Raw genomic sequence first — 26,272 nt, 5'->3', positions numbered from 1 at the left:
TTTACTGATTTCATCTTACGTTATCCGACTGCCTTTCTTCTGTTTCCTTTTTTACCTTTCTTCTGTTTCCTTTCCTTTCTTTTTTATTTCGAACTGCAGCTTTTACAGCTGGTCTGAGAGGGTCCACAAGCATAGAGACGGGTGGTGCATAGCAAGTCTCCAGGTCAAGAAGGTCTCTAATTGTAGTTGTCTTTCGAATTGCAAGGGAAAAGGTATCGATCCTTTCCTTTATCCCTTCTCCTCCGGCAAGCTGTGCACCTACCAGAACATCGTCTTTAAACAGAAGTTTAATGTACAGATCTTTCCAGCCCGGATAATAGGAAGCTCTTGTACGCCCAGTGGAGAATCCTGTGCTTATCTTTATTCCATGGCTTTCAGCCTCTTTTGAGGTAATACCAACTCCGCCAAATTGTAAGTCTCCTGCCACGGCTACCCAGGGGTTGACAAGCGGCCCGAGAGGAGTATATTTTCCTGTGATATTATTGCCGATTATATCGGCCATATGCCGAGCTGTTGTACCCAGCTGACCTAGTTTTGCTTCCCCTGTTATAAGGTCTATTACCTCTACACATTCCCCACCTGCATACACGTAGGGAAGAAATTCTTCTCCTGCCTTATTTCTTGCCTTAACCTGGAGCATTTCATTTACAATTATTCCTCCTGCCTTTCCTATTTCGATACCAGCATCTAGGGCAAGGGATATCTCAGGTCTAACTCCACTTGCAAGAAGTACAAGATCTGCAGGAAGCTGCCTATTCCCTACATATAGTGTTTTTTCTTTCCGAAAATTTTCAGGAAAAGCTGCAGGCTCCCCAGAAACGACTTCAATCCCGAGACTTTTCAAATGTTCTCTTACGATTTCGGAAATGTCTGGGTCCAGTTGCCTGGAAAGCAGGTTTTTACTTCGGCTTATGAGGTAGGTTTTAATTCTCCTTCTTGAAAGTGCCACTGCACACTCTATTCCTATTGTCCCTCCACCTATTATGCAGACTCTCTTAACAGTTTCCATGGCTTTTTCGAAAAGTACTCCATCATCAAGACTCCTCAGAGTAAAAACACCGTAAGGGAGAACATTTGTGCTGCCTGTTAGAGGTATAAAGGGTAGACTGCCTGTGGCGATAACGAGTTTGTCAAAAGGATAAATCCCTTCTCCTGTCCGAACAACTTTTAAATCCAGATCTATTGAGTTGGCGCACTCGTTTAGCCTGACATCTATTTGACTTCTTTTGAAAAAATCTTTTGGTTTCACTATTAATTTTTCAAAACTCTCAATTTCCCGTCCCAGAACAAAAGGGATTCCGCAATGGCTATAAGCAGTATGTGAATCCCTTGAAATCACTGTAATTTTAAAATCGCTCTGTCTTCGAATTTTGGTAGCAACCGCCATGCCACAGGCTCCCCCTCCTATAATAACCACTTTTACAGGATCTTCTTCTAGTTTCTGTGCAGATACTACTCCCTGAAATTTTCCATCAATTTCGGCTGGTTTCTGGGTTTCATGTATAATACTTTCTGTGCCAAAATCGCTTCCCATACTCTCAGTAATTGTGTTTCACACCTATTATAAGTTTTTAAGTGACCGAAAATTTTGAGGTTAGTAAGTGGAAAATCTCAAAGCGATTTATCAAGATTATTTAATCAGGAATTTTTGAAGGATGAACTACTTAAAAATCTATCTCTCCGACATGAAAATAGGTCTCTGGCATAATCCGGAAAATCGTGAAAAGGACCTATAGTGTTCAGGGGGGCTGAACGAGCGAGTTTGGGAGTGGGGGGTTAGTACATAAAAAAGTTTCTATGTCTCGCCCGTTCAATTTTTTACAAGTCTTTTTTTTTATATATACTTTTCTAAATTTTCGACTCTATTATTCTTTAAATTTTTTGAGTTTCTTCTGACCTATTCTAAAGGACTTCTTCTGGAGTTGTTTTGAAAGTATCTTATCTTCAAGACATCGGCATGAAAAATGACTTTAATTTGATAAAACTTTTTAAATAACCACAAAGTTCTTAAATCCTGCAGGCATTAATTACATGAATTTAAAAATACGTGACGCACAGGTTTCCTCAGTTGCCAAGACTCCTTTAAAGGTGGGAGGAACTGTTCTGTCAGATTATATCATTGATTAACAACTTCACCTAATCACCATTGCTAAATTCGTAAAGATAATCCAATGTAATTAATTCACATGCAAATATAATAAAAACTTCAGATTAACTACATTATACTCAGGGTTAAAATAACCACTCAACGTAGAACTTTAATTCATATATCTTCACCCATGAAGTAAAAGTCAAAAAGTGCTAAGTCAAAAAGTACTCTCGATAAACCTGATATAAATTTCACTTCACTTACCGCTTATCAGTTACCACTACAGAGCCCCTAAACCACGGGATAAGGTATCTGGCATATATCGGCTTCGTGCCCGAATTACCCGTTTTTAAGGGTATTTCTTGAGAATCGCAGAATCAGGTTAATTGAAAAGTTATCAGGTTAATTGAAAAGTTATCAGGTTAATTGAAAAGTTAACACATTTTTTGACTTCTGGCTCTGAAATTTATCTTAGGGTCATAATAAAAACTTATGTTAGGGAAAGGGCTTTCGGGAAGACATTGGAAAGCTTTAGGAACAGCGAAGGTTATTGTCTGCTCACTTGAAAGTTAAGAAATTGTCGATCTAAGAGAGACTTAAGCCAGGCTAATTCAGGTCTGGAACTTTACCAGGTTCCCATAAGGTAAGGGCTTCCACTCGATAGCATAAATTTCTGGCACTATACTAGGATCAGGTCTCCTGACATAAGTATAATGAAAATTCCAGGCAGGTTCGGAACTATCCTTCCGGCTACAGCCATAGTTAATTCTCAAACCTGCTCCTTCAAGGGTGTTTTATCCCTGATCTGATATAAATCTGATTTTTTACTATTTTTGCATTGTTCAGAGCTTTACGAGTTTTCGGAATCTAGCGAATAGTTTATAATGTCGGGAAACTCGGCGGATATAATTCACAAAACCAAAAGGCACAATTATCAGAACAAGTTCACAATTGCGATGATTATAATTGTTAGGAATGGAATTCCTAGTGAATTTAATTTAATAAAATTATCACGATAAATCATTCACAATATATGAGGAGAATTCACATGCAAAATACAGATACTACAAAATACATCATTCATTCTAAGATTAATGCGGATGGGGTAATTGAACGTCCTGATATCGTAGGTGCGATCTTTGGGCAAACTGAGGGATTACTTGGGGCTGATCTTGATCTCCGTGACCTGCAAAAAACTGGCAGGATTGGCAGGATCGAGGTAATGGTTACGGCTAAAGGAGGAAAGACCAAAGGAAATATCTTTGTTCCCTCAAGCCTTGATAAAGTCGAAACCTCAATTCTTGCCGCATCACTTGAGACTATTGACAGAGTGGGGCCATGCAGCGCCAAAATCGAGGTTTTCCAGGTAGAAGATGTAAGAGCTGTAAAGCGAAAGAAGATTATCGAAAGGGCAAAACTCATTTTTACCAAGATGTTTGATGAAACCGTGCCCGAATCCCAGGAATTGGCGGATGAAGTCCGACAGTCTGTAAGAGTTGATGAACTTACTTACTATGGAAAGTCCAGAATTCCCTGTGGACCGAATGTACTTAACTCAGACGCTATCATTATTCTTGAGGGGAGAGCTGACATTCTGAACCTGCTCCGTTATGGTATAAAGAATACCATTTGTGTAGGAGGGACAAACATTCCTCCGGAAGTTGCAGAGCTAACTAAAAAGAAAACAGTAACAGCTTTTACTGACGGAGACCGTGGAGGAGAACTTATAATACGTGAACTCCTTCAAGTGGCAGACATTGACTATGTTTCCCGTGCCCCCGACGGAAAATGCGTTGAAGATCTTGTCCAGAAAGAAGTTATACGAGCTCTTCGTCGGAAAGTTCCTGTAGAGCAGATTATCGAGAAATACGGAATCCAGGAGAGAGAAAATGAAGAAAGCCCCTGCAGAGTGGAGAGGAGCTCTAAAAGAAAGATCAGGGCACCTGAAATTGCTCCCAGGATTGCAGAAAAGAAGTTGCACAAGCGTATTAAAGTTCACAGAGTCTCTTCAAAGCCAGATCTTTATGGGGAGGAACTCCAGGAAGAAGAAACGAAAGGAACAGTGCCTGTAAAAGCTTTTGAAAAGGTTACTGAAAAAACTGCTGAAAAAGTCTCGGAAATAGTTCCTGCGACTATAGAAAAAGTCAAAACAAGATATGTTGTCGCAAAACCTCAGATTTCAGCAAGGGCAGTTACTACTGCTGTCAGAGTTCCCAGAGAAAAGCCTGTTGAGAAAGTTCCGGCAACCGTTAAAGTTCCTGGAGGTGAGGCGGTCAGGGTCTCTCCTGCCCCAGTAAAAACTGTCCCGGTTTCGCGTGAAGCCGCCAGGTTCAGATCTCATGTCGAAGCTCTAAAAGGAACTTTAACGGCCAGAATTCTTGACTCTCAGGATAAAATAATAGAGGAGATTGCAGTTAGGGACCTTGCGAGCAGGCTGAAAACTTATAAAGACAATATCCAGAGTGTAGTTTTTGATGGCGTAATTACTCAGAGACTCGTTGATATTGCCTCAAGTAACGCAATTAAGAACCTTATAGGTGTAAAGATAGGAAACATAGCCAAGGTTCCTGCTGATATGGAAGTTTTGACCGCAAGCATGCTTTGAGAGACCCATATTTCTCTTAATTTCCCCTCTTTTTTAGTACCTTTCTCTTAATTTCTCCTTTTTTTAGTACTTTTCTCTTAATTTCCACTCTTTTTAGTACCTTTCTCTTAATTTCCACTCCTTTTAGTACCTTTCTCTTAATTTCCACTCCTTTTTACTTCTCTTCTCTTAATCTTCCCTTCCTTTTCACTTTCTTAACTCAAATGTTTTTATTTTTTGAAAACCCGGCTTTTTTCCATGTATCTTGACTTTTCCACTCTAGCTTTTCTATAACTAATATTCCTATACTTTCCATCTTCTAAAGTCAATTTCGTCTGGAGTGTCATCCCATATGTAATATTTATACATGGAACTCATAGGATCACTACGATTTGGTATTGTTTCACACCATAGTGTTAAACTTCACACTTTCTGCCATAATCCTTCATTATTTATCATATACATTATATGGAAAAGTTTATGATGTAGAACTAGGAAGTTCATTTCCTCGGATAATTCTTTTATCCGATTCAAGATAATATTAAATTGATCTTGTAAAATTGTAGGTCTGTTCGCTATGCACAAGGAAGAGCTAATACAACTACACACGTATATGGCCCAGATGAAGAGATATTTTGAAAGACACGGGGTAACACACGAATTCGACGACTACAAGGCTTTATCCATAAGTCCTGTACACATTCACCGGAGCAAGGCGGATCACAAGCGCGCAATTTTTATTTTAGGAGGCGAGCTTGCGACTCTCATGTCCCGGGACGACCCTATCTTTGAGGAAACACCAGCTCACGTGAGGGATTCGCTGAATTCAGTCATCAAACTCATGGGTAATAACTGATAGGGCCCTTGAAGGTGACAAAGAATTCGTTATCTGAAATTATAGATTCCAGATATTTTTGTTTTGAAATTAAGAGGCGATAAGGGTGAAGGTGCATCTTCATCACCACCCCGTCCTCTCCATCTGAGTAGTATTTCTTTTCGGTCCAGCAGGATACAAATCCTATGGACCTATATAATTTTTGTGCTCCTTTGTTACTGTTTCTTACTTCGAGCCTTGCGTATCGAAGTCCGTTTGCAACAAATATGTCACAGATAGTGTGAATTAGTGATGTACCTATTCCTCTCCCCCGATGTTCTTCTTTGACACCGACAGAAAAAATATGCCCTTCGTTTTCTCCAGAACGGTAGCCTACTACATACCCCACGACTTTTCCATGCTGCTCCGCTACAAGGAAACTATCTCCCACGGTTTCATAAAAGCTCATGTACAAGAGGGAGTTGTGCTCCGAAAAGGCCTCACTTTCAATTTCAACTACTTCCTGGAAGTCCTCAGGTGCAAAACGCCTTATCATAATATCTAATATATTCCTGCCATTTTATTATTTCTTCTAAAGAAAAAGTTTCTTATAGACTCTTTCCGAAGTTCTTCAGTCCAGATTTCTATAAAATTAACTGTTGTAAAACTTGTTTTTGTAAAACTGAAATTAGTTTTACTAATTTCAATAGAACTTATTTTAAAGATCCGTGTTTAATCTCAAAGTTTCTTGATATGTCTGACATCCACTGCAACTCCTCTACTGGATTTCACCATTTCCTCTCCGCTCATCACAGCTCTCCCCACACAGAGCGCTTTTTTCCCGAGTACAATTACCTCATCATTAGGCCGTATTCCCGGATCGGCTTCAGTAACTCCTGGGGCAAGGATGGAACCGCGTGGGAGAAAATCATCAATTTTTACAAGGTATTTTTCATTTTTTAGCATCAGTTCAGCCCCTTCAAGGGAAAGAGCAAGCATTCCGTATTGCGGAACCAGAGTTGCAAGTTGTTTTTTCCCGGAAAAGAGCTGATGCTTGGGGAATCGGCCTTTGACTGCAAGCTTTCCGGTTTCCTCACAGAAAAGAAGTGCAGCATCTTCTCCGAACTGATACTCTGCAATCGCTCTCACGAAATTCTTCTTGTCTTCTTCAGCATTCAAGCTTTTCTTGCTGAAGCTTTCGGATGTGCAAATAGACTCAACTGTCCTCTTGAGATTCGAAAGCGCTTCCATAGACACAAGGCTTCCTGTGGCAGTATAGACTATTTCAATCCCAAGCTTGCTTGCCGCTCGTTCACAGATTTCCCTGTATGCCCCTTCTACATGAGCAACTATGGCCTTGTATCTGTGTTTTGAGAGATATGCCTCAAGACAGCCGGAAACCCAGGCTTTTTCTTCTTCGTCCCAGTGTCCTGTAACCGCAGTGTCATAATGGGCTGCTGGGTATGTTAATTCCAGTTCTCTCGGCACTATTCCAAGAGGCGATGTTAAAATAACTTCATGGACAAATTTCCGATACTTTCCCAGGGCCAGAATAAACTTTTGATGAGACTGGGATATTGAATAAGGTTTTTTGGCTGCACAGGGGAAAAGTACGAGAATCTCAAGCTCTGGAGGTGTATACCTTTCCTGTATGCGCTGTGCAAATCTTGCCACTTCGATTCGGGATAGGGCCTCTGAGGTATCTGCAAGTAACTGGTTTTGTCGAAAAGCAGGAACCCTTTCTTCAAGGTAAGAGTATTCGAAATCTCCAAGTCTTAACAGGGCTGTGAGCCAGGGCCTGACCCTGCACTGGCCTTCGATATATTCCCTCAATGTTCCGGCCCTGATCCTTTCCCTCACAAGGGAAAGTTCGGCTTCGAGAGTATTCCTGTTATGAGCTGAAAGGAATTTTGCTCTCTCAATTTTTGGAAGCTTCCCAATTTCTACGGGCGTACTTTCAGCACATACCCTGCATCTGCAAGGAAACTCTGTTAGGGAGTCGAGATAGAATCTACCTGCTGCTGTCAGGTAGATGTCAGAATAAGCTGCGATTTCCGCTCTGGTATCGTCCAGAACATCAATTCCGAAGTAGACCAGCATAGCTATATTTTCAGGAAGTGCGAGGTTTGGGGCATAAAGAGCTGTATCAGGGGGAATCTGGTTTCTAAGCTCTATTACGGTCTTGAGAAATCTTCGTGCGTTGTTTTCCATAGTACCTGCCCCTTCCATTATATACAGATCTGTTTTCTCAGGCTTTCCTCCTACTCTCAGAAGAGAGCCTGTAGGGCCTGTATCTTCGGTGTTTTCGCTATTAAAGGCAGTAAATTTTTCGACTTTTCGGAGGGATTCGATTGGAATTGCAGGTGGGTAAGCTTGATGCGGCAGGATTATGAGAGTTCCATTTCCTGCTTTTTCACGGATTTGCTTTATGTGCGTTTCAAGCTCTACATCGGATTTCACACCCCAGAAACTCCCTGCATCAACAACAGGGCCAGGGTTTTCAAGCTTTCCGAGTTCTGCCGTACTTAAAATGCAGGGCGTACGAAGCTCGGGAGACAGCAGAAGTTTTCCGATCCTTGCTGCTCCGTCTCTTTGTTCTATCTCAAAGTATCGTGTCATGTTTGTCCTCTTATGTCTACCAGAATGTAAAGGTTTGTCCTGCACTTTCTCCTAAAGTTTCTTTTATTTCCCATTTTTCTGAAATTGAAGGATGCTCAATTTTACGGTTTATTATACGGTAACTTTTCAGAAGGAAAATAATATTCTTCAGAAGGAAAATGATATTCTTCAGAAGGAAAATGACATTCTTCAGAAGGAAAATGATATTCTTCAGAAAATGATATTCTTTGGAAGGAGAATAGTACTCTTCAGAAGAAGAATGGTACTCTTTAGCGGGAAGGAGGATGGTATATTCTTATATATTATTAATCTTGATATCTGCTGCAACTCATCTTTCATTTATCTGTCATTGTCTGTCTCAAGCTGTGACAGAAATCCTATTTTTCACATCTGAATTCCAATTTGAGGTCTAGAATGGATATAACTGCAGAACTTCAAAAGATCGTTGGTGGACGACTTTCTGTCTCTCCTTCGGAACTTTATTGTTATTCTTCTGACGCATCCCAGGTCAAGGGAATACCTGATTACGTGGTACGCCCGAAAAGCACAGACGAAGTAAGCCGGATTGTCAGGCTTGCCTATGAAAACAGGATCCCTGTGACTGCAAGGGGAGCAGGCACCGGACTTGCAGGTGGTGCAGTTCCTGTTAAAGGTGGCATTGTGCTGGATATGTCGGGCATGAACCGGATTCTTGAAATCGATATTGATAATATTCAGGTCCTGGTAGAACCCGGGATTATTCAGGATACTTTAAATGAAACACTAAAACCGTATGGTTTTTTCTTTCCTCCCAATCCTGGCAGTTCAGCCATGTGCACTATCGGGGGTATGATAGCTTACAATGCAAGCGGAATGCGTTGCGTTAAGTATGGCACTACCAGAAACTATGTTCGCGACCTTGAAGTAGTGCTTGCGGACGGAACAGTTATCCATACCGGTTCAAAGATGCTTAAATCCGCAGCAGGATATGATTTGACCCAGCTTATTGTAGGTTCGGAAGGCACATTAGGCATTGTCACAAAAGCCAGACTAAAGATTGCCCCTCTCCCCAAAATTCGAAAACTGGTAATTGCTTCCTTTGAGAATGCAGAAACTGCAGGACAGGCAGTTGTAAAAACCTTCTCACACGGGGTTATTCCCTCAGCTTGCGAGATTCTGGACAGAGTTTCCTTGCAGGTTCTCAAACGTTACGACCCGAAACTTGTGCTTCCTTCAGAAGGTGATGTAATTCTTTTTGAGGTTGATGGCACAGAAAACTCGGCACGTGAAGCCGCAGAACAAATAATGGCAGTCTGTGCTCCTCTGGCTCTTTCCATAAGGCTTGCGGAAAGTGAAAAGGAAATGGCAGATATCTGGGCAGCTAGAAAACTCGTAGGGGCTGCGGTTTCTCGTCTGGACCCTACAAAGAGTCGCATCTATGTAGGAGAAGATGTTGGAGTTCCTATAAAGAAAATCCCGGAACTGCTAAAAAGAGTACAGGAAATCGCTGAGAAATTCAACCTTCCTGCCATGAAATATGGGCATATAGGAGACGGAAACCTGCATCTCGCCCTATTCATTGATGTTTTAAATAAAGATGAATGGGATCGCCTGAATAAAGCTGCAGACCTGGTCCACAGGACAGCGATTGAGCTTGAAGGCACAGTTAGCTCCGAACATGGGATAGGTGCAGCCAGGGCCGAATACATGAAAGCCCAATGGGGCCCCGCACTTGAGGTAATGCGTGCGATTAAAAACGTCCTTGACCCGAAAGGTATACTGAATCCGGGTAAACTGGGGTTGTGAGAACAATGAAAAACGAAGGAAAAAAGGAAACTGAACAGACAAAAGAGACAGAAAAAATCAAAATAACCCCCAAAAACATAAACGAGAACGAGAGTGAAAGCGAAAAGCAGTCCTTTGAGGTTGATCGCAGGTCGGTTTATAGATGCGTACAGTGCGGAACCTGCCGCTCTGTTTGTCCTGTGTTTGACGTAGTAGGCTGGGAATCTGCCAACACACGAGGCAGAATGCTCATTATTAAAAGCCTGCTTGAAGGAAGACCTCCTTCCGAAGATGTCCTCTCAAGCCTTGCTTCCTGTACAACCTGCGGAATCTGCGCTTCCAAATGCCCTGCAGGAGCAAACCCACCTGAGGTTGTGGAAGCTGCTCGTGCTCAGCTTGTGAAATGCGGTATCACAACTGATGCCCAGAAAAACTTGAAATCGGCTATTATAACATATGGTAACTCTTTTGGCGAAACAAGAGCTCGAAAGCACTGGCTCTCCGGAACAGAACGTTCAAAACTTCCTGAAAAGTCAGATTATGTTTATTTCGTGGGCTGTTTCGATTCCTACCGCTATCCGGAGTTTGCCAAAAAAACCTTTGATATTCTGCAGCGTTTTGGCGTAACTCTTCTGCCTGACGAGCATTGCTGTGCCTCTCCACTCCTACGTACCGGATTTAGGGAGGATGCAGAAAAGGTTATGCAGCACAATCTTGAGCAGATCAGGAAAGTAGGGGCGCACACAATTATCACTAGCTGTGCAGGTTGTTATACAACGCTTAAGAATAACTATCCTGAAGAACTTAAGGTCATAAGTCTCCCTGAATTCCTTGCCGAACACCTGGAAGAACTTAATTTGAAGAAACTTGACCTTACAGTTACTTATCACGATCCGTGCCACCTGGGCAGGCATAACAAGGTCTATGACGCTCCAAGGAAGGTTATCCAGTCGATCTGTACTCTCAAGGAAATGAAAAACATTAAAGAAAACGCACGTTGCTGCGGCGGCGGAGGTGGAGTGCGGACAGGTTATCCTGACATCTCCCTTGAGCTTGCAAGAAACAGGCTTAAAGACGTGCCGGAAGGTGTGGATTATATTGTTACTTCCTGTCCTCTCTGCGTAAGGAACCTCAGGGATGCAGGCGGGAATATCGAGGTTATAGATATTGTAGAACTCGTAGCAATGGCAATAGAGTAGTCTGGCTAACTTCCAAAGTCTGGCTAACTTCAAAGTCCGGCTACTTTTAAGTTCAACTGCTGCTTCTCAGTTAATTTACTAAGGGTCAGCCTTCGACCCAACTCATTCTTTTTTTACGGCATATTACATCACACTTTTATTTCCGGAAAATAAGATTCTTATTTACTGGATTTTACGGTTGAGTAAGAGTTTTAGAGGTCTGTTAAGGGTATTTAGAGATCTGTTAAGGGTATTTAGAGATCTGTTAGGAGGACAGGATAATGAGTTGTAGACCGATAATATTTCGTAACGTTAAGCCTGATACGTTTAACTGTATGAAGAAAAAGCTTCAGGACAATGGAATCTACGTCCCTGGAGGATATAGAGGAGAACTATCTGGCAAAGGAATTACTGCGAGTTTCGAATGGGACGGACAGTCTAATCTTACCATTACAATTACGGAAAACCTTTCATTGTCAGCTGTGAAGTTGCAGCCCAGAAAATGAGAGCTTTCGTAAGAGCTTGCCATGGCTCGTAATATTTTGCCTCAACTCTTTAGGAAATTTAGAAATTGGCTTAGGACTAATATAAGAATCAGTTTCATATCATAGGAATTAGTTTTGGATTAAGACTATGGGCGAAAGGAAACTGGACACAGAGGGCTGCCAGGGGATTAAATTCAAAAATGTAACTCCTGATGTATTTTCTTGCATGAAGAAAAAATTTCGGAACTATGGAATCGAAGTTCAATCCGGAAATTCCGGTGTTCTTGAAGGAAAGGGAATAATTGCCCATTTTAGCTGGGATGGTGAGGCAAACCTGTCAATTGAGATCAAAGAAAGGCCTCTGGACACTTACTGCGGGCAGGTAAGTGGGAAATTCAGGGCTTTCTGGCGTGAGTGTCAGGGTTTATGAAGTTGAACCCTAGTCATGCCTATATCAGGATTATGTGTGTTTTTACCTTAAAACCGCGTATTTATTTGAGATAAATGAATTCAGAAATGTTTTTTAAAGTAAAAGCGAGAAGTGTTTTAAATTCTTCGTTGAGATACTTAATACGTCTTTTTCACACATCTTCGCATGTTTCGTAGTCTTCTTCGCATGTCTTCGCATGTCTTCTTCACACGTCTTCTTCACATGTCTTCTTCACATGTCTTCTTCACATGTCTTCTTCACATGTCTTCTTCACACTTCTTTTTCACTTTGTTTTTTGTCTGTTATTTGAATGTCTACTTTTCATGATTATTTTGTTTTAATTCTTTATATACAATGATACTAGTATTTATATATCTTTAAAACACATGAGTACTATGGAGATGTAAAAATATGTCCGAATCTCCTAACCGATTTTATTGCCTTGATGCCGATGTTTGGATTGAGGTTCCAGATAGGGTAATAGGCGTTACTGGTAATTGCTACGTTGGACGGGATTATATCCCTAAAAACGGTAAAACACGATATGATGTGAGGATCTTCGTTAAGGAAATCAAAATGGATCAAGAGCATGATACAATGATTAACGACAATGCTCTCAAACTATCTCTACGTAAGTCAGATGACATTGATGCTTTGATTGAGAAAGGCGTAAATCTGAGAAATTTCGGAAAATATGATGAAGCTCTGCAAGTGTTTGATAAAGTGACAGAACTCGAACCCTCAAATGCACAGGCATGGCACAATAAAGGAATTATTCTGGGAATACTTAAAAAGTACAATGAAGCTTTGCAAGCATTTGAGAAAGCACTAAAAATCGAACCGGAGAAAAATCGTAGGGATTCTAGTGATCGTTGTCTTCATCGCGCTCGTAATAAGACTTTTGAAAGGGATCGGGACAACCACGTAGAACAGTAAATTAAATAAATGCAAAATTTGACTTTTATTTCAGCAAGTTCGTGACACTGCCAGTTTTGGCAGTGTACATGATTTTCTGTAAAATAATAAATCTCATAAAGTAATTGGGCAGTGATATATCAGAAGCTCAATTTTTATCATAGTAGACAAAAATTTGACCTCTAATTTACAGCAAATTCGTGAAACTGCCGTTAATTACATTGAGCCTATCCCAAAAGTAATATTTTGTTTAAATTATAAATTTACTTGTATGTCATTTCGTGAAATCTATGACATTCTATGGAATTCTATAGAACTTTATCTTCCTCCACATAAACCACATACAGGAAGGCCTGTTAACAGGCCTTACAAAGTAACAGCTGATGCAATGTGTGATGAAGCTAAAATATATAAATCAATTATTTGAAATAGTTCTATAATATTGAGAAATCTTCTTGAATATTTTGGCTTTTGTTCGTTATCTGTAGATTTACATGCTGATTTTGATATTTTTTACAACGGAACCTAAAGGTTGTATGATTAATTAAAAACAATTTATAAATTCATTTCTTATTTTACATTTTCGCAGGTTGGTCAAAAATACCCAGATTTGGCCCTTTTAAATTGAAAGGTCAGAGTCCGGAATATTGCTAGTTATGATCCATTAAAGTTCCATCATGTCTATTATTATTAATTAATGGTATAATTTAGATAAATAAAGTTAAATTACGAAAAAGTACAATTATTAAGGAGAAACTATTCTATTAATCTTATATACTTGTAGATTTATTTTCATTTCGTACTGAAATGCATTTTGGTATTAGATAAATATATGCAAGAATAATAATTTGTTATTCTTGAATAATTAAATAAATAAAAATTCTATAAAAAAAAGTCTATTATATAATAAAATAATCCAATTAGAAAAATAAAAAACATATTTATCGATAATAAAAAAGAGATGACGAATGTGACGAATAAAATTCGTTTGGATAAAATTCGTTTGGATAAAATTCGTTTGGATAAAATTCGTTTGGAGAGGTAATATGGGAATAACACTTGGAAAAGTGAAGAAGGCACTTGTTCTATTGATGGTCGCCTTTTTCTTAGTATCGGTTACTGTTGCATCTGCGAGTGCAAAAGAAATAAATCTTCAGAGCCTCCAGAGCTCTTTGAAACAATCCAATAACAACAATATTAAAAGCAATCTCGGAGACCTTCTTGGAAAAAGTTTCGGAAGCAGTTTTGGAAGCAATAATCTGAATATAGGCAAAGACAAAACCCCAGTCATGACAATCCCAGGCACGACAATCGTGAATAATAACGGTGGAAACGGCGGAAGCGCTCCTGGCGGCACTGCCTCCATAGTCGCAACTTCAGCTCCCTCGGTAAACAATGTCAGTTCCAGTGCAACAAATAGCGGCAACGTTACAGCTAATCCATCAACCACTACAACTGGCGGTGCAGTCAGTTCAACTGGTGGCAGCAATACGGCCAATCCGTCATCCATTGCAGTTAGCAGTGCAGATTCAACTGGTGGCAGCAATACAGCCACTCTACCAAACACTCAAACTGGTGGTACGGCAAATGCAGCAAATTCAACTGGTGGCAACGCTGCAGCTAATCTAACTTCAACCAATCAAAATGGTCCAGTAAACTCAACTGGTGGCAGCAATGCAGCCAATCCGACAGCCACTCAAACTAGTGGTGCAGCAAATGGAACAGGTGGCAGCAATTCTGGATCGTCCAATTCAACTGGTGGTGCATCAACTTCAACTGGTGGGGCCTCTTCGGCCACTCCATCATCCAATCAGACTAGTACAACAAATGCAACTGGTGGCAGCAGTACAAATTCTGGATCGTCCAATTCAACTGGCGGTGCAGGAAATTCAACTGGTGGCAGCAATACAGCCGATCTACCAAATAATCAAACTGGTGTAGCAAATGCAACTAGTGGCAGCAATACAGCCACTCAGACAAACAATGCAACCGGTGGTGCAGCAACAGCAAATTTATCTAGTGGTGCAGCAGGAAATGCAACCGGTGGTTCTGTGTCCGGACCCGCTCCGGTGGACCCGGTGAACATTACAGTCGGTAACATTACAGTCGGTAACATTACAGTCGACAACAGTACAGTGAATATAACATCCACTGCAGATAACAATACAGGTGGTGCAGCAACAGCAAATTCATCTAGTGCAGCAAATGCAACCGGTGGCGCCCTTACAAATGATCCAGCAATCAATCAGACTGCTGGTGCAACAAATGCAACCGGTGGCGACCTTGTAGGTAATCAGACAGTCAATCAAACTGCTGGTGCAGCAAATGCAACCGGTGGCGCCTCTACGTCCAATCTGACAGCCAATTCAACTGGTGGTGCAGCGAATGCAACTGGTGAGGCTCTCACAAATACTCAGACAGCCAATTCAACTGGTGGTGCAGCAGGAAATGCAACTGGTGGCGCCTCTACGTCCAGTTTGAATCAAACTGCTGGTACAGGAACTGCAACTAGCGGCGCTCTTACAAATACTCAAACAGCCAATCAAACTGGTGGTGCGTCAACTGTAACTGGAACCAATGCAGCTAATCAGACAGCCACTGCAACTGGTGGTGCAGGAGGAACTGCAACTGTTGGAGGCAATACAGCCAATGTATCAAATAATCAAACTGGTGGTGCAGCAGGAAATGCAACTAGCGGCGCCGTTTCAAATAATCAGACAGCCTCCCAGAATGCTAATGCAGGAAATGCAACTGGTGGCAACGTTGCATCCACTGTAACAAACACTCCAACCAGCAGTGCAACCTCCACTATAGATAACAGTGCTCCAGTATTGGTATTCGGAAACACTTTAGACGCCAGTGGCGGGCAAGCGAATGGTGGAAACGGTGGAAATATGTTGGTTTTATAGGCACCTCTCATAATTGAGGTGGATCTGTTAAGATGATTTATTAAAAATTGATGTTAAAAGTGGGTGAGACTGCATTCTCACCACTCTTGTTTTGTTTGACAATTAACAAGCAAAGGATGAGGATTATGGAGAGACGGGGATTTGATTGGATAACAAAAATGGTGACAGTTTGTGTTACGGCTTTTTTAATGGTATCAGTAACAGTGTCTGCAGTAAGTGCTAATAGTTTTACTGTAGATGGACGCGTTCTAGCAAACAACACACCTGAAAATTTTATCTTAACTACCGGAAGTGGTGGTCTTGTTATCGGTCACGGTTCTGCAAATGCTGGACCTGACGGTACACCTGCTGGAATTGTATATGGCGATGGATCTGCTGACGGTGGAACTGGTGGTGCAACTGGTGGTCTTGTTGTAGGTGAAGGTTCTGCTAATGGCGGTAATGGTGTTACCGGAGGTGGCGGTATTGTCGTAGGTGAAGGTTTTGCTAACGGCGGAAGCGCAGTTAATGGAAATGGAAGTAATGGTGGACTCGCTGGTTTTGCTAATGGCGGCCTTGTTGTCGGTACTGGTAGCAGTGCTAACGGTGGATCTGCCAACGGTGGAGATTCTGGATCTGATGGTGCTGGTACAAATGGAGGAAAAGGTGGAGTCGGCGGTAATGGCGGTAATGCAAATGGTGGAATTGCAATTGGTGATAACAAAACAGAAAATGGAGGCTCCGCAAACGGTGGTAACGGTGGTAATGGCGGTGACGCAACTGATGGTGGAGTCGGTGGTAATGGCGGTAACGGCGGTAACGGCGGCTCTTCAAATGGTGGAAGCATCAGCAACAGCGGAAATGCACTACAAAACCTGAACTTAGCAATTGGTGGGATTTCGAAAGGTGGAGTCGGCGGCAATGGCGGTGACGCAACTGGTAGTGGAGTCGGTGGTAATGGCGGTAATGGCGGTAACGGCGGCTCTTCAAATGGTGGAAGCATCAGCAACAGTGAAAATGCACTACAAAACCTGAACTTAGCAATTGGTGGGATTTCGAAAGGTGGAGTCGGCGGCAATGGCGGTGACGCAACTGGTAGTGGAGTCGGTGGTAATGGCGGTAATGGCGGTAACGGCGGCTCTTCAAATGGTGGAAGCATCAGCAACAGTGGAAATGCACTACAAAACCTGAACTTAGCAATTGGTGGGATTTCGAAAGGTGGAGTCGGCGGCAATGGCGGTGACGCAACTGGTAGTGGAGTCGGTGGTAATGGCGGTAATGGCGGTAACGGCGGCTCTTCAAATGGTGGAAGTATCCATATCAGTGGAAATGGAAATATTTATGGAAATAAAGATATTGCAAATGGAGGAGGCAGCAGTGGTGGTAATGGAGGACACGTTGGGTTGAATATTGGAATGCCCGGAGGAAAGGGTGGAAACGGCGGTAATGCAGACGGTGGTTCTACATCGATAGAGGCGAATTCATATTAACATTTGGTAATTTATTGAATTTTCTGTAAATTCAAACGTCAAATCTTGTATACTAAGTAAAATTCAGCTATCTTGATGTTTGATTCTCAAAACACAAACTTATGAGGATTTCTAATTCACAGAAAAGGAAGAAAAGTATCTTTTAGAAACAGACAGACTGAAATAACAACAAATAGAAAGTAAATTTTAATATGGCTCTTCGCTATTTCATGTGGATAATTTAAGTTTTAGCTTCCTATTTCAGATAGATCGTATCAATAAGATAGTATACGTTTTTAAATCCTCTTGCATTTATTTTTTGCAACTGTAAGATAGAAATACCATCTTTTGAGTTATTGAGTAGCTTCTATTCGATTTTATGAATTCCAAAACTTTTGAAGACTTAACTTTATATTATATACTCTTACATCAGTGTGCATGATTTTCTGTAAAATAACAAGTTTCAGAAAGTAATTGGTAGAAGATTTCATGTCAGAAGATCAATTTTTACCAGAGAATACAAAAATTTGACTTCGAATTTACAGCAAATTCATGACAGTGTCAAGAAACCTAATAGAAGTAAGAATAATCAAGATAATTTGTTATCTCTATTTTTGATTCCTTCTAGTTTTGATTGAGGGAGGCGATAAAATAATTCTTCAATCTCTTTAGGCTGAGTTATCATATCATGTACGATTATATTCAATAATTTAAATAATTTTAAAGCAGTTTCCTTGTCATCTTTTAAGTCAATTTCTCCTGGGTGAACCGCTTCATTTCCATAAACTCGTAAAGAATCAAGTGCTAATTTAATCTTCACTGGTAAACCCTTTTTTACCAGCTCCCCAATATCCTTGTTAATATCTTTTCCCTCTTGCCCTAAATGTTTCATGAGCTTTTGTAATGCAAGCCTTAACAACGCTGCTGCCGATCTTGGAGATGTTTCTACTACCTCTCTAGCTTCTAAGAAATCCTCTTTCACATCTGAGGGCATGTCATCTTCAGGAAACGGAGCTGTAGATAGGCCGGGATACACAAGTTTTTCGTTAATCCATATACATCGTTTACCGCAGTTAGGATTTTCACACTGACTTAACCATATACATTCAACGGCTCCAAAATTACCACTATACTCATTGTACTCATAAACATCAATCCATGACTGGTGAGCAATGGCACTACAATGAGGACATGAAAAAGCTGTTAATTTAAATGAAGGAGCTATGTACAGATTCATGATTCAGAGAGTTTATTCATACAATATATATTCATTTATTTTTTTCATGAATTTGTAAGATCCACTTTACGAAAAAGTTATTTATTGAAAGCGCAAAACTGGAGATACTATTTTTAAATCATGGTAGTATGGAAGAAAGCATACAGAATAAAATAGAAGAGTGGAAAGTTGTCAGATCTACAATAGTAGAATTTGATCACATATTATCAAACGTTAGATCTTTAGACATAACAGCCATAATAGTAATATTAGGCTTCGCTTTTCAATACTCAGGTTTTGTATTCATTCTTGTCTCCGCACTGAATTTTTGTTTACTGCTTTTAGAGATACATTACCATAAATATCTAAATGAGATTGCATATTACGCTATAGATCAAAGGATTTTAAAAGTATAATAGCTCTAGGAGTTGTAGAATCTATCAAAGTTGGATTAAACAATTTTGAAGAAATATACAATCTTGTTAGAAAAAGAACTGCTTTCGATAAAGAAAGAATAAAAAAAATTGCTGAAAAACCCACAACTGTAATTTTATTTACGCATCAAACTTATTTTAGTAAAGGACTTGGTATTAAATATCTCAGATCCATTGGAATCTCCTCTCCGATGTCGATTAGTGAAATTGACCATGATAAATACAAAAAAATAAAAAAGTGTGGAAAGTTAGATGGACGTCTTACTATCGATTAAACCAAAATACGTCGAAGAAATAGAAAAGAGAACTAAAAAATATGAATTTAGAAAATGTGTTTTCAAATTGTTCGAAGACACAAATAGAGTATTTATATATTCAAGTTCCCCCGGACTCTGTTCCAAAATCCAGTGATTTTCGTATTTTTTAATTGAAGACCTGAGTTAGCAAGAAGAGTCCAGTTATCATCAAAATCAATATTCTACATCTAAAGACTTCAATTTTTAAGTTATGTCACAAGGATCATGACTAATTACAAAACCTAGTGATTTTGAACTTTAAATTCATCACTAGGTTTTGGTACTGAGTCTTCCCCCGTGAAAAAAAATCGTTGGATGTTTTAAAGTCGGCAAAATCTTGGAAGAACACCCAAGAGTATTATGGCAAGAGCTTAAGGATTTTGCGGGTATAGATGAAGAAGATTTTTTTAAATATTTTGAGAACAAGGAAAGAGGTTTTGCAGTTTCAATTGAAGAACTCAATATATTCAAAAATCCAATTGATCCTAAAGAAATAAAAGAAAACTTCAGGCCTCCTCATACTTTTAGTTACATTGATAAAAACATCGTTAAAAAAGTAATAACCAAGTGAATTTAGAGATTGTCGAGCAAATTTCTTAGAAATAGAATAGGTATGCGACTCTTCACCAGAATTCTTCTCAAAATTCCCTAGAAATACACAGATTTTACAACAAAGCCTACGTATCGCAAATTAGAATTTACAGAACTTTCAGTAACTACCATTGATTTACCCTAATTTCTATGCGAACAACTTTACCTTTACCACTTACCTTTCCTTCTTATCAAACACTTATGTGCATTTCCCACAAGGTCAAGTCTTCCTGCCTTCTCCAGAGCTTCATATACAAGCTCGTAATTTGCAGGGTTCCTGTAGTGCATAAGGGCTCGTTGCATTGCTTTTTCTTTCTTGCCTTTTGCAACGTATACTTTTTTACCTGTGAACGGGTCCAGTCCTGTATAATACATGCATGTCGATACGGTCATAGGTGTTGGAGTGAAGTCCTGTACCTGTTCGGTGTAGCCTCCATGGTCCCGTACATACTCTGCCATCTCTATCATATCTTCAAGAGTACAAGCCGGATGTCCTGACATAAGGTAGTTTACGATGTACTGTTCTTTGCCGCACTTCCGGTTGAGAGCTGTAAATTTCTGGGTAAACTTCTCGTAAACTTCCCTTCCTGGCTTGCACATCGCATTCGTGACCTGCCTTGAAAAGTGTTCAGGTGCGATTCGCAATTGGCCGCTTATATGGTAAGCACAAAGTTCTTCGAGGTATTCTTCGTCCTTAAGAGCCAGGTCATAGCGCACGCCGTAACCTGTAAAGACTTGCTTGACTCCAGGAAGTTCGCGCAGGCGGCGTAAGAGTTCGAGCAGCTTTTTGTGGCTGGTATCCAGAGCAGGGCAAACGCGAGGATAAAGGCAGGACTTGTCCAGGCAGGCTCCTTTTTTCTCCCAGGTTTTACACTCCATGCCGTACATGTTTGCGCTTGGGCCGCCGACTCCGTTTATAATGCCCTTGAAATCAGGTTTTTCCGTTAGCTTTTTTGCTTCACGCAGGACAGATTCGATGCTGCGGCTTGCAATCATACGCCCCTGGTGCTCCGTAATTGCACAGAAAGCGCAGCCTCCGAAACATCCCCTGTGCGTTGTCAGGGAAAATTTAACCATTTCCAGGGCAGGAACGGGTTCGGTGTAGGAAGGATGGGTTTCGCCAGTGAATGGCAGTTCATATACATGGTCCATTTCAGCTTCGGTCAAAAGGCGCATTGGCCTGTTCTGCACGATTACGGTTTTCGGGTGAGGCTGAACGACTCCTTTTCCAGTAACAGGGTTCTGTTCCGCAAAATATATACGAAAAGCTTTTGCAAAGGCCGTTTTATCCTGAGAAACCTCTGAAAAGGAGGGAATTTCGAGATATTGTTTTAAAAATGTGGCTGCGTCCTCAGCTATTTTTTCGTCTTTTTGTTCCGATTTTTCCTGTTCCGTTACTTCCTGTTCCGATTTTTCCTGTTCCTTTTCATTCAACCTGTTATCTGACTTTTCGGCCCTTTCTTTGAGCTCCTTCCAGGCTTTAACTTCCGTTTTCCAGACTGTACCCGGAATATTTCTGATATTTCTGATATCTTCTCCGGCTTGCAGCCTTTTTGCAATCTCCACGATCTGAAGCTCTCCCATGCTGTAGACTATAAGGTCAGCAGGTGCGTCAGCCAGAATGGATTGCCTGACCTTATCCGAAAGATAATCATAATGAGCAAAACGACGTAAGGAAGCTTCAATGCCCCCAAGAACTATAGGCACTTCAGGGAAAGCCTCTTTTATCTTGTTTGAGTAAATTATCACGGCGCGGTTCGGACGAATCCCTGCTCTGCCTCCAGGGGAATAAGCATCCTTATTTCGCGGCTTCAGGCCTGGAGTCAGGTTGCTGACCATCGAATCGGTATTTCCTGCACTTACGGAAAAAAAGAGTCTGGGTTTTCCAAGTTTTTTGAAATCTTCAGGGCTGTCCCAGCGCGGTTGGGCAATTACTCCTACTCTAAAACCGGCATCTTCAAGAACTCTTCCTATTATTGCCGTGCCAAAACTGGAATGGTCTACATAAGCATCCCCAGAAATCAGAATAATATCAAGTTCTTTCCAGCCTCGAGCTTTCACTTCTTCAAGGCTCATCGGAAGAAATTTCGATGCAGGTATGCGGTGAGAAACAGATTTTTCTTTTCTTTCCTTCTTTCTTTGTTTGGTTTCTGATTTTTTTCCGGGTTTTGTTCCTGCTCCTTTTGGTGATTTCCCTGCTTCTCTCGATGTTTTTCCTGCTTTACTCGATGATCTTACTTTTGAAAGCTTGATTTCTGAAAATTTTATTTCTGTTTCTTTTCCGTCGGCTTTTTCAGGTTTTATCCCCGATTCTGCCCTGAGTTCCACTCCGTTTTTCGTTTTTTGTCTTAATTCAGCTTTTTTTGCCTCCAAAAAACCAGTTTTCCTGCTTGATTTTTCTTTATTCGGCTTTTCAGAGTTTAAGCTCTTATTTCTTTTTGTAACTGCTATATCTTTGTTCATAATTTGCTTTAAGGTTCCTTATTCTCGTATTTTTATTCTCCCATCATCATTTTTAACATTCTGTACGAGGCCATAATCTGGTTGTTTCCATCTCTATCCGTAGGAGCTCCATGTCCAGAATACAGAGCTTTTACATCCAGTTTTGTGAGTTTTTCTATTGAGCTAGCCATCTTTTCAGGTTCCGAGCCCTCAAAGTCCATTCTTCCGAAACCCCCACCTGGGAATACAGTATCTCCTGAAAAAAGACTTTTTGAGATCGGCTCATAGAGGCAGATACTTCCTTTTGAGTGACCCGGCGTATGAATCACTTCCAGATATTCCCCATTTCCGATATCAATTTTATCTCCTTCTTCATATGTAATTGTGGGCCTGACCTCAGGAGCTCGCTCTCCGAAAATCACGGCCACGCTAAGATACTCATCGTTTATGCCTTCAAGGTCAGCTTTATGTATTCCGATTTTTGCACCGCTTCTTTCTGCAATAGCTGCGGCTGCTGCGGTATGATCATAATGGCAATGTGTGAGGACTATTAATTCAATGTCGGTTAGCTTTATATATTTCTCCAGTTGCTTGATAATCAGGTCGCTGTTCATTCCTGCATCGATCAGGATTTTTCCATTTACCAGATAGACACTTGAATCGTAAGCTGTAGGGCAAATGTACCGGACTTCCATAGTTCTTCCTCTTTCACTTCTCTTTTCCTTTTTTTCTTGCTTCCCTTTCCTGTACTTTCCTTGTTACTTCCTTTTCCTGTACTTTCCTTGTTACTTCTCTTTCTTACACTTTCTATATTACTTCCCTTTCTTACATTCTCTTTACTGGTAGTCCATTCTTTGCGGTTAATACATCTAAGAACTAATGTCTGGATGTCTGGGAATTAATGTTTGAGAATTGTGTCTGAAAATTTACATATTGAAAACTCTTCGTGCATTTTCGGTAGTGGATTTTGCAATTTCTGCTGGCTCCATATCTTTAAGTTGTGCTATTACCGGCACGGAATCTACTATGAAGGCAGGCTCGTTTCTGCCTTTGCGGGGAGAAAGGAAGGGACTGTCGGTTTCCAGAAGCAGGTTTTCGAGCGGCACGGCTTCTGCAAGAGTCTGGTGATGTTCTGAAAAGCAGACAAGAGTTGCCAGGGAGATATAGTATCCCATATCCACAATTTCCCGCATGGTCTCAACAGAACCGCTATAGCAGTGATAGATAACCATATCCACGTCTTTGATAAGCTTCAGAACTTCTGCTTCAGCCAGTCGGGCGTGCACTATAAGAGGTTTGTCAAGATCTTTTGCAAGTTCAATAACTTTTTCGAACGCAGCAGTCTGTCTCTTACGTTCCTCTTCTGTTTTACAGTCTTGAAAATCCAGTCCTGCTTCTCCGATTCCAACTGCTTTTTCTGCATTGGCTTCAATCTGGGCAAGAATGTCATTTATCTCTTCATCCGTACCTTCCCTGCCAATATCAGGACTTAGGCCAAGTGTAGCATGAATATCTTCATTTGTTTCAGCAAGTTCAAGGCTAATACGATTTCCTTTCAGGGAAATTCCGGAGTTGACCATTCCGACAATTCCTGCCTTTCTGGCTCGGAGAATAGTCTCTTCCCTATCACGGTTAAATTTAGGAAAATCAAGATGACAATGAGAATCAATAATTGGATAAGGCATGGATCTGTATTCCATCTCATTTTATTTACTTTTTACACATGATTATGGAATACAGACCCGAAAATGAGCATACAGCTCTTATCCGGTTTTTTGTTTTTTAATTATAGTATCCAAGACAGCCAGTCTGTTTTAGCCGGCCCAAATTGTCAATTTAGCTTTTTTCTTCTCTCTTATACAGCAGGTTCATAGCGTTTACAAGGGCTTCTACAGAGGCCATAACTATGTCCGGGTTTGCAGACCTTGCAGTTACAACTCTGCCTTTCTCATTTTCGAGACCTATGTATACATCTGCAAGGGCATCTGCTCCACCTGTAATTGCATCGATCCTGAACTCCTGGAGTTTGAAATGATTACTTTCTCCCAGGATGTCTCTTACTGCTTTGAGGGCGGCATCTACAGGGCCAACTCCTGTCTTTGCTGCAATTATTTCTTTGCCTTCGATATCTGCTTTGACTACTGCAGTTGGTGTCAGGATATTTCCTGTCATCACGGAAACTTCTTTGAGTTTAATCAGTTCATCTTCCGAACTTGCTTTCCCAAGCACGGCAGAAGCAACAGCATAAAGGTCTGCATCTGTGATCTGCTTCCCCTTATTTGCAATCTCCTTAATTCTTGATACAATCTCATCAAGCTGCTTGTCATTGCTGATTATGCCTGCAGACTCAAGAGACTGCTTGACTGCATGTTTACCTGTGTGCTTACCAAGAACAATACGCCGTCTGTGTCCTACCATTTCCGGTGTCATTATCCCCGGTTCAAAAGTATCGGATTTTTCGAGTACTCCCTGACTGTGGATTCCCGACTCATGGGAGAAAGCGTTTTGACCTACGACAGGTGTATTTGGAGGCAGCCTGATTCCAGTATAGTTTTCAATCATTTTCGAGGTTTCTACAAGATATTCAGTGTGAATATTCGTCTTTGCCCCGTAGATTGAAGTCAGACTCATAACTGTCTGGGAAAGATCGGCGTTTCCTGCCCTTTCACCTATTCCGTTTATTGTAACCTGAACCTGCGATGCGCCTGCTTCTACTGCCATGAGACTGTTTGCTACAGCAAGCCCGAAATCGTTATGGCAGTGTACATCAATAGGAATAGTTATCTCAGCCGCGATATCCTTTATCTGCCTGTACATTGCTGATGGAACCATAACCCCAACAGTATCCGGCACGTTAATGATATCACATCCTGCTTCCTGCACTGCTTTGAAAACCTTTCTGAGATATTCAGGTTCGGTTCTCGTAGCGTCCATTGCAGAAAACATGCATTTTCTCCCATTATCTTTAATGTACTGGACAGCTTCCACAGCCATTTGAATTACTTCTTCCTGGCTCTTTTTGATGGTATATGTCCGCTGTACTTCAGAAGTGGGAACGAAGGTATGCACAAGTCCTACTTCACTATCAAAACAAGCATCGATATCTTTTTTCAATACACGGGCAAGTCCACAAACTTCAAGGCCAAGTCCGGCATTAGAAATAGATTTTACGGATTCTTTATCTCCTTCTGATGAGATAGGAAATCCAGCTTCTATAATGTCTACCCCGAGTTTGTCAAGTTGATAGGCAATTTCCAGCTTCTGGGCAGAAGTTAGAGATACTCCAGGGGTCTGTTCTCCGTCACGCAGTGTTGTGTCAAAAACAGTTACTTTTTTATTCCTCATAGGTTCGATGTAAAAATCGATCCCTTCTTTCAGTTGTTACATTCATGGTAATCATCTAGTTGAATGTAGATTTCTAGTATATAAATCCCACGAGAGTTTTTTAATGTTTAAGTTTAGGTTTTGTTTTCTAATTTCTCGACGGAAAATTATTTATAATAGATGCCCCATTCTAGGGTTGCTTCTCAAGGTGTCACACGACAACTAAGAGAATGAAAAACGAAACTTGAAAAACGGGACTTGAAAAACGAATTCAAAGGTGCCGAAAAAACGAATCTGAAAAACGGAAACAGAAGGCGCCTGTAGGCATTGTTTTTTGAAACAGTGGCTCATAAAAACGGATAAAGTTAAAGATTCGAAAGTACAACTCTTTTGAAACCTTTTAACTCTTCTCATTTCCCTCTTTCAAAATTGTTCAATCTCCTTTGCAGGAGAAGTTTTATATACAATGAATGCGTTGTATATTTTCCTCGTACATATTCAATGTTCTGAGAAAAGCAATACAAAGCTTTATATACAAGAAATGCCTTGTATGTATCCCTCACACAAAGCTATTGTGTCGAGGTGAATAACACAAAGCTTTATATACAAGAAATACCTTATATATGATCCTGCGCAAACTGATTGCGTAGGTAAATAAATCACAAATCTCTTTCATCTTTTAATGGAGTCAGGAGTTTTTTCCTGTCTGACGAGGATTTTGTCGGTTCGGTTAA

20 protein-coding genes are annotated in these 26,272 nt (G+C 40.7%); 10 read left to right on the top strand and 10 right to left on the bottom strand.

From position 1 onward, the window contains the following. Positions 1-10: 10 nt before the first annotated feature. Both ASJ81_RS11110 and ASJ81_RS22795 read right to left on the bottom strand, forming a co-directional pair. Positions 11-1,534 carry an NAD(P)/FAD-dependent oxidoreductase gene (locus ASJ81_RS11110; protein WP_095644505.1) on the bottom strand — a complete coding sequence of 508 codons (1,524 nt, stop codon included), beginning with the start codon at positions 1,532-1,534 and terminating at the stop codon, positions 11-13. Between the two features lie 1,166 nt (positions 1,535-2,700). Further along, positions 2,701-2,862, bottom strand: a complete 162-nt coding sequence (locus ASJ81_RS22795; RefSeq protein ID WP_170943287.1) for a hypothetical protein — start codon at positions 2,860-2,862, stop codon at positions 2,701-2,703. 275 nt (positions 2,863-3,137) lie between these two features. Here ASJ81_RS22795 and dnaG point away from each other — a divergent pair, with 275 nt between their 5' ends. Further along, positions 3,138-4,694, top strand: a complete 1,557-nt coding sequence (gene dnaG / locus ASJ81_RS11105; RefSeq protein WP_095644504.1) for a DNA primase DnaG — start codon at positions 3,138-3,140, stop codon at positions 4,692-4,694. Between the two features lie 16 nt (positions 4,695-4,710). On the opposite strand, the gene ASJ81_RS24220 is transcribed toward dnaG, so the two are convergent. Further along, entirely contained in the window at positions 4,711-4,842 is a 132-nt protein-coding gene (locus ASJ81_RS24220; protein WP_275112555.1) for a hypothetical protein, read from the bottom strand. A gap of 408 nt (positions 4,843-5,250) precedes the next feature. On the opposite strand from ASJ81_RS24220, the gene ASJ81_RS11100 reads away from it, so the two are divergent. Then, entirely contained in the window at positions 5,251-5,529 is a 279-nt protein-coding gene (locus ASJ81_RS11100; RefSeq protein WP_048105598.1) for a UPF0058 family protein, read from the top strand. Here the strand turns inward: ASJ81_RS11100 and rimI are convergent. Then, positions 5,513-6,043 (bottom strand): ribosomal protein S18-alanine N-acetyltransferase, encoded by a 531-nt coding sequence (gene rimI / locus ASJ81_RS11095; protein ID WP_095644503.1) that lies wholly within the window; start codon positions 6,041-6,043, stop codon positions 5,513-5,515. The genes ASJ81_RS11100 and rimI overlap by 17 nt on opposite strands. Before the next feature lie 182 nt (positions 6,044-6,225). Continuing rightward, a complete protein-coding gene (gene arcS / locus ASJ81_RS11090) occupies positions 6,226-8,106 on the bottom strand; it encodes an archaeosine synthase subunit alpha (protein ID WP_095644502.1) in 1,881 nt (626 codons plus the stop codon). 414 nt (positions 8,107-8,520) lie between these two features. Here arcS and ASJ81_RS11080 point away from each other — a divergent pair, with 414 nt between their 5' ends. The 7 genes from ASJ81_RS11080 (at position 8,521) to ASJ81_RS11050 (ending at position 17,256) form a co-directional block, all read left to right on the top strand. Beyond that, positions 8,521-9,891 (top strand): FAD-binding oxidoreductase, encoded by a 1,371-nt coding sequence (locus ASJ81_RS11080; protein WP_095644500.1) that lies wholly within the window; start codon positions 8,521-8,523, stop codon positions 9,889-9,891. 5 nt (positions 9,892-9,896) lie between these two features. Further along, entirely contained in the window at positions 9,897-11,069 is a 1,173-nt protein-coding gene (locus tag ASJ81_RS11075) for a (Fe-S)-binding protein (RefSeq protein WP_095644499.1), read from the top strand. Between the two features lie 260 nt (positions 11,070-11,329). Beyond that, positions 11,330-11,554 carry a hypothetical protein gene (locus ASJ81_RS11070; protein ID WP_245860070.1) on the top strand — a complete coding sequence of 75 codons (225 nt, stop codon included), beginning with the start codon at positions 11,330-11,332 and terminating at the stop codon, positions 11,552-11,554. Between the two features lie 127 nt (positions 11,555-11,681). Next, a complete protein-coding gene (locus ASJ81_RS11065; protein ID WP_095644498.1) occupies positions 11,682-11,963 on the top strand; it encodes a hypothetical protein in 282 nt (93 codons plus the stop codon). A 411-nt stretch (positions 11,964-12,374) separates the two neighbouring features. Then, entirely contained in the window at positions 12,375-12,899 is a 525-nt protein-coding gene (locus ASJ81_RS11060) for a tetratricopeptide repeat protein (protein WP_095644497.1), read from the top strand. Positions 12,900-13,924: 1,025 nt separating this feature from the next. After that, on the top strand, positions 13,925-15,787 hold the full coding sequence (locus ASJ81_RS11055) for a beta strand repeat-containing protein (protein WP_095644496.1): 1,863 nt from the start codon (positions 13,925-13,927) through the stop codon (positions 15,785-15,787). Between the two features lie 125 nt (positions 15,788-15,912). Next, positions 15,913-17,256, top strand: coding sequence for a hypothetical protein (locus ASJ81_RS11050; protein WP_095644495.1), 1,344 nt, complete (start codon positions 15,913-15,915; stop codon positions 17,254-17,256). Between the two features lie 568 nt (positions 17,257-17,824). Here the strand turns inward: ASJ81_RS11050 and ASJ81_RS11040 are convergent. Beyond that, on the bottom strand, positions 17,825-18,472 hold the full coding sequence (locus tag ASJ81_RS11040) for a DUF4145 domain-containing protein (protein WP_095644494.1): 648 nt from the start codon (positions 18,470-18,472) through the stop codon (positions 17,825-17,827). A gap of 1,046 nt (positions 18,473-19,518) precedes the next feature. Between ASJ81_RS11040 and ASJ81_RS11030 the strand changes: the two genes are divergently transcribed. Next, positions 19,519-19,752, top strand: coding sequence for a hypothetical protein (locus tag ASJ81_RS11030; RefSeq protein WP_095644492.1), 234 nt, complete (start codon positions 19,519-19,521; stop codon positions 19,750-19,752). Positions 19,753-19,940: 188 nt separating this feature from the next. On the opposite strand, the gene ASJ81_RS11025 is transcribed toward ASJ81_RS11030, so the two are convergent. The 4 genes from ASJ81_RS11025 to ASJ81_RS11010 form a co-directional block, all read right to left on the bottom strand. Beyond that, complete coding sequence (locus tag ASJ81_RS11025) at positions 19,941-21,848, bottom strand: YgiQ family radical SAM protein (RefSeq protein WP_095644514.1); 1,908 nt, start codon at positions 21,846-21,848, stop codon at positions 19,941-19,943. Between the two features lie 419 nt (positions 21,849-22,267). After that, positions 22,268-22,909, bottom strand: coding sequence for an MBL fold metallo-hydrolase (locus ASJ81_RS11020; protein WP_095644491.1), 642 nt, complete (start codon positions 22,907-22,909; stop codon positions 22,268-22,270). A 231-nt stretch (positions 22,910-23,140) separates the two neighbouring features. Beyond that, positions 23,141-23,899, bottom strand: a complete 759-nt coding sequence (locus ASJ81_RS11015; RefSeq protein WP_245860069.1) for a TatD family hydrolase — start codon at positions 23,897-23,899, stop codon at positions 23,141-23,143. A gap of 151 nt (positions 23,900-24,050) precedes the next feature. Then, positions 24,051-25,559: a 2-isopropylmalate synthase gene (locus ASJ81_RS11010; RefSeq protein ID WP_095644489.1), complete on the bottom strand. Its 1,509-nt coding sequence runs from the start codon at positions 25,557-25,559 to the stop codon at positions 24,051-24,053. Positions 25,560-26,272: the final 713 nt, after the last annotated feature.

The organism is Methanosarcina spelaei, assembly GCF_002287235.1.
GTDB lineage: Archaea > Halobacteriota > Methanosarcinia > Methanosarcinales > Methanosarcinaceae > Methanosarcina > Methanosarcina spelaei.
Note: the sequence above shows the minus strand (reverse complement) of the source record. Positions and strands in the feature narration are given on the sequence as shown.